Here is a 5,424-nt window from a genome sequence, read left to right on the forward strand (position 1 = left end):
GCTTTCTCGCCGCTAGATCGGTAAGCAGTGACGCGAGCTTCCCATTTCTTACGAACATCTTCTTTGGTCATGAAAAATCCTCCTCGATTTGATACTGAGGAGGATTATCCCATAACCGTTGAAGGGAGCGAAGGTGGGGAAGATTTGACGCTTACGCTTAAATCATAAGAAAACAAATAAACAGAACTTGCCAGATTCAGGAAAGTTCTGTTTATTTGTCGTTAGATTGTACCTAAGGAGGAAAATGATAGAATTCTAATCTACCTCAGGGAGGGATTCGACACCGAAACTCGAAATATACTACAACATGCAATAGTAAAAACAACATTTGCCGAATTCTCAAATTGAGAAACGGGGGAACCAATTTTGGGTGAATTAACCTTGTTACAAGGGTTATAGGGAACCTTCAACCGAACCCTCAGCTAACCTCGTAGGCACCGAAGGGAGTATCAGCATTGAAGAAAGTTGTCCTGTCGTTACTAGGAATCATCATGTTTTTTACTTTTAGTGGAGGAAGTGTTTATGCAGACCAAATTGATTTGAGAGAATCGGTAGACGAAGTGGTCGGCACCCCATATAAATGGGGAGGAACAACCACGAGTGGATTTGATTGTTCAGGGTTTATTTTGTATATCTTCAAACAATATGATACCAAACTACCAAGAACATCTAGCTCCCAATCTCAAGTCGGAACCAAAGTTGCTAAAGATGATCTTCGTCCAGGGGACCTCGTATTTTTCAATACCAATGGCAAAGGGGTTTCTCATGCAGGAATATATGTAGGTGACGGTAAATTCGCTCATTCTTCCAGCAGCAACGGCGTGCGAATAAGCAATATGTCCGATTCATATTATGCCAAGAGATATGTGACCGCTCGCCGTGTTGTTACTGGTGAAAACTATGAGGATATGATTAACGACGAACACGAGATAAAAGAGGATTCTAACGAACTGAAATAATAAGCTATAGGACAAACCTGCTTTAAAAAATCACCCTTCCAAGGGTGATTTTTATTTTGCTCTGTGTTAGGCATTTACGACATGAATGGATGCAGTCATACCGGCTTCTTTATGACCGGGTAGGGTGCAGATCACCTGATAGTATCCCGCTTTATCTATACTAACGATCATGCTGCTTTTTTTGCCAGGTGCTGCATGAATATGAATGTTTGTACCGGCAATTTCACAGTCATGCTCTATTTGTCCTGTATTGTCCAGTGTAAGTTTGATCTTTTGTCCCACAATGACACGGATAGAGGATGGTGTGAAGGAAAATTCCATTGCCCGTATAACAAGTTCGTTGTCTACCTTATCTCCTGCATCAATCTGATTAGTGGAAAGATTATGTATGTGCCTGGAATGCTCTGGAATGGGGTTAGGTGAAACCATTTGGTGCCTTGAAATATGATCGTTTTGGCTTAAAAGTGTGAACGAAAGAACTAACGCAATAGCCAAGAACATAGAGATGGGCTTGGAAAGTAGAAAAGATTTTTGTCTTAAAACGTCGGTTTTGATCTCCCCATGAAGCATTAGAAACAGCAGAAATACGATACCGCAGCAAAGAACGGACATGATTTTTACCATTACCCCAGCATAAGGGGCAGGCATCATCACCATGAGCATTGTTCCCATCATTCCGCCCATGATCCCCGACAATAATCCATCCATTACGGCCATTAAACTGATAGGTGCCCCGGCCATTATTCCAATGGCTCCTCCGATTAGTATGCTAATCAATGTAGATTGAAAGAATTGACCAGGCAGCCATAACGTTAACAGGGTTCCCAATGCTAAACCAACCGTCATTCCCAGAACCATCGCTGCCATCATACCGACCATACAGGTTAAGTGCTTGCGAAAGGTAACGATGAAAGCTGTGATCCAGACGGTAAGTATGCCAAATAAACCACCAAACAGAATTGTATCCATACCATATACCCCCTTACCCTATCTATAAAAACATTATGGCTTGACCAACAAATATATGAATAACCCTGATAAACATTTCAGGGAATTGTTATCCTTGTAAGAAATAATAAAAAAACCTGAATCCTATGTATAAATGGATTCAGGTTGTTGTTGCTCCATTAGCTGTATTTAAGTTGCATTGCAAGAGAACGACATTCTCTAGCGCAGTTCAAACACATCTGTCCACACATTTGGGATTCTTGATCAGGGTGTTTTAGACATTCATTTCCACAGACCTCACATACATATGCACAATACTCGCAAATTGACTTCATTAGTAAACTATTTCCAGCTATGAATTTGGCGCACAGATCACAAACGGATGCACAATCGGCTAATAATTTTAATTGGTGTCTCCTTAAATGTACATCCGGTCTATTCAAAATCATATCACACGTTTTATAACACATACTTGCGCAATCTTGAAGCATTCGAAGCGTTCCTGTTGACATCATCATCTGAGATTGAAGCATGATCAGCTCTCCTTTAATTTGTTATCACTTTGGTAAAGTATTCATTGTGCTAATGTCCTGATCCAATGAAATTCACTTATATTTTGTTGGTTAGCGATTAACATGTTAGTGTATGTTGGTTTACACTACAGGTTGAAGTACTTATTATGAATAGATAGCTGATTCTGTAAAAAAGTAGGGGCAGGGAATCCGAATGTTAAAGAAAAGTTTAATTATCGGAATATACATATTGGCAGCAGTTGTTCTTGCAGTATACAGAAGCCCTTTGATTCGATGGATGTCTTCTGAAACTGTCTGGTATGTTGATATTTTGATATTTCTATCCGCATTACTCATTTCAATAGTTCCCGCCATTCCGTATGGGATAGTGGCGGTCGTCATTGGAGCAAAATATGGCGCGTTGATAGGTGCTTGCGTGAATATTGCCATTTCTGTATTGGGAGCAATCATTCTGTTTATATTTGTCCGGGCTACTTTTTCTGAAGAAGGACGATTTAAAGCCGCTAATATGAGAGGAATTGTATTCTTCACTACATATGCCGAACGCAACCCTTTTTTTGCTGTTTTGTTTGCCCGATTATTACCGATCATACCTGCTCAAGCCATAAATATCTTTGCGGCGATTATGAGAATACCATGGAAAGTCTATCTCTATGCGACCATACTTGGAAAGATCCCCTTTATCCTAATGGTCTCTTTGTTAGGTGCTCAATTTCTCAATGCACCAGACTTTAAGATTACGATCATCACAATAAGCGTGTACGGATTTTTCTTATTTTTAGTGTATGGTGTATTTCGAATCTACTCCAAACATACTTGAGAATTCAGTATGGGTGCATCAGGAATGAGTGTAATAAATTTCTTTACCAGGGTTGGAATTAGGGGCGGACGGCTTGCTTGGATTACCGGATTGCTTAAGGATATCTCCTATAATATACAAGGTCAGATCGATCACCATCTCGAAATCGTTCCGGCTTCCGGTATGTAATATGGCAGTGAACTAAAACAAGCAGGTCCAAAATGATTGTTCGACTTCCAATATCCGGTTTAACACAAGGGGGAGAAGTCAATGTCGCTTTCTTTCGTGATAGTTGATGACGATGCGGTCAGCAGACGGATGCTGCAAAATATTATTGAGGATTGTAGGCTTGGCGAGGTTACAGGCACGGCGTGAGGGGGGATAGAGGGGGCGGTAAATTTATTATGATTTCGCAAATAGAGAATAAAGAAATGGTCGGAAAGGCTTATCAGAAAGGGATCGAGTTTTTTATTCATAAGCCGATTAATCGAGTGGAAGTAGAAGCCGTATTGGTTAAGGTAAATGAAAGGTGGAAATACGAACGTTATATCTTGGAAATCAAACAATCTTTGGCGAAATTGGGTGTCGTTGATTTATCGACGGTTCGTAGAGAACGGCCCGTTCGTGATATTGCGATGGTTATTTTAATGGACATGGGAATCATCGGCGAAATCGGAAGTAAAGATATCATTTCCTTAATAGAGTATTTAATAGAACATCGGCAGGCAGACAGCTCCCCGCCGTTAAAAGAATTATATGAATCGGCAGCCCAAACCTATAAACAAAACAAGAAAGACGTTGAGAAAGAAAGCAAAGCGATTGAGCAGCGAATTCGGCGAACCATCATGACTGCGTTAAATAACTTAGCTTCGATCGGTTTAACGGATTATAGCAACCCTAAGTTTGAATATTATGCTCCGCTTTACTTTGATTTTCAAGACGTCCGAATGAGAATGAAGTTAATGGACGTAGAGCTGAATCCTGAAAAAGGAAAGGCAAACATAAAGAAATTTTTGAAAGTCTTTTATATGGAGGGCTGGAAAAAATGAGACAATGATTTTGTGATATTTGTATGTTTATCTGTTAAATATCTTAACATGCAAAATGCAATTCATAATTTGCAAACGGATACATGAGTAATTACAATTACGGATCTTTCATAAAAGAACATGATGTAAGTTTTATTTTCGTCAAATGTAACTTTTTATGTAGGATCATGTAGGGTTTTGTAGAGGAAAAGATAATGTAAAAAAGGTAGACATATGGCTTTTCCGTTTCTTAAAACGATTTCCATTTTTATTGTCGAGGTGATAAGTTTCTAAAACGGGTTAAGTGCGCGGTTGCAGTACAGCATCAAAGTCGCCAACAAAGCCGAAGCGACTATTAGAAGTGCAATCATACTTAGGGAGGATTATATGAAGATGAAAAAAACATTTGCGGCACTTATGATTTCCGTACTTATGATCGGTATTTTGGCAGCATGCGGAACGAATGATTCCGATGGATCGAGCGGCGATCTGACCGTCATCAAAATTGCTTCGCAATCCCCTCTGTCGGGAGGAAGCTCGGTTCAAGGGGAAGCGGTCAAGCTCGGAGGGCAAATGGCGCTCGACGAACGGAAAGAAGAATTTAAGAAGCTTGGTTTCGACCTGCAGTTCGTTCCATACGACGACCAAGGCGACCAGAAAAAAGGGGTTGCCAACGCCGAAATGATCGGCGCCGATAAGGCGATTCTGGCCGTTCTCGGACATATGAACTCAGGAGTTTCCATTCCATCCTCCGTTGTTTACGAGAAATACAATATCCCGATGATTTCTCCGGCTAATACGGCAACGGATGTCACCGACCGTAAGTTGAAAGTCGTTAACCGTGTCGTTGCTCGCGACGACTTCCAAGGACCGGCCGGCGCTGAATATGCGGTGAAAACGGTCGGCGCGAAAAATATTTTCGTTATTCAAGACAAGACTTCATACGGTCAAGGATTGGCGGAAGCGTTTAAGACCGCGGCCGAGGGACTGGGCGCAACGATTGCCGGTTATGAAGGCATTACCGTCGGGGAAAAAGATTTTAACGGCGTCTTGAACCAAGTATTGAGCAAAAAGCCGGACTTTATCTTCTTCGGCGGCTTGTACAACGAAGGAGGCCTGATCGTTAAACAAGCGCGCGAGAAAGGCATCACCGTTCC

Annotated in this window: 7 protein-coding genes and 1 riboswitch; of the genes, 5 read left to right on the forward strand and 2 right to left on the reverse strand. The window is 41.2% G+C overall.

Annotated elements, in window-relative coordinates:
• Positions 1–319 precede the first annotated feature (319 nt).
• A riboswitch (cyclic di-AMP (ydaO/yuaA leader) is annotated at positions 320–452 on the forward strand.
• A 3-nt stretch (positions 453–455) separates the two neighbouring features.
• Entirely contained in the window at positions 456–959 is a 504-nt protein-coding gene (locus E2980_RS23485) for a C40 family peptidase (RefSeq protein WP_135154638.1), read from the forward strand.
• A 66-nt stretch (positions 960–1,025) separates the two neighbouring features.
• Here E2980_RS23485 and E2980_RS23490 read toward each other — a convergent pair whose 3' ends face one another.
• Complete coding sequence (locus tag E2980_RS23490) at positions 1,026–1,928, reverse strand: cupredoxin domain-containing protein (RefSeq protein WP_135154639.1); 903 nt, start codon at positions 1,926–1,928, stop codon at positions 1,026–1,028.
• A gap of 158 nt (positions 1,929–2,086) precedes the next feature.
• A complete protein-coding gene (locus E2980_RS25265) occupies positions 2,087–2,440 on the reverse strand; it encodes a four-helix bundle copper-binding protein (protein ID WP_476695918.1) in 354 nt (117 codons plus the stop codon).
• A gap of 193 nt (positions 2,441–2,633) precedes the next feature.
• Between E2980_RS25265 and E2980_RS23495 the strand changes: the two genes are divergently transcribed.
• From E2980_RS23495 to E2980_RS23505, 4 genes are all read left to right on the forward strand, one after another.
• The gene (locus E2980_RS23495; RefSeq protein WP_135154640.1) at positions 2,634–3,260 is read left to right on the forward strand and encodes a TVP38/TMEM64 family protein; all 627 of its coding nucleotides are present in this window, start codon (positions 2,634–2,636) and stop codon (positions 3,258–3,260) included.
• 24 nt (positions 3,261–3,284) lie between these two features.
• Positions 3,285–3,428: a hypothetical protein gene (locus E2980_RS24400; protein ID WP_167747241.1), complete on the forward strand. Its 144-nt coding sequence runs from the start codon at positions 3,285–3,287 to the stop codon at positions 3,426–3,428.
• A gap of 215 nt (positions 3,429–3,643) precedes the next feature.
• Positions 3,644–4,288 (forward strand): response regulator, encoded by a 645-nt coding sequence (locus E2980_RS23500; protein WP_338080756.1) that lies wholly within the window; start codon positions 3,644–3,646, stop codon positions 4,286–4,288.
• A 366-nt stretch (positions 4,289–4,654) separates the two neighbouring features.
• Positions 4,655–5,424 (forward strand): branched-chain amino acid ABC transporter substrate-binding protein (locus E2980_RS23505; protein ID WP_135154641.1); only part of this gene is annotated, 770 nt, incomplete at its 3' end.

The organism is Cohnella luojiensis (assembly GCF_004564235.1).
GTDB lineage: Bacteria > Bacillota > Bacilli > Paenibacillales > Paenibacillaceae > Cohnella > Cohnella luojiensis.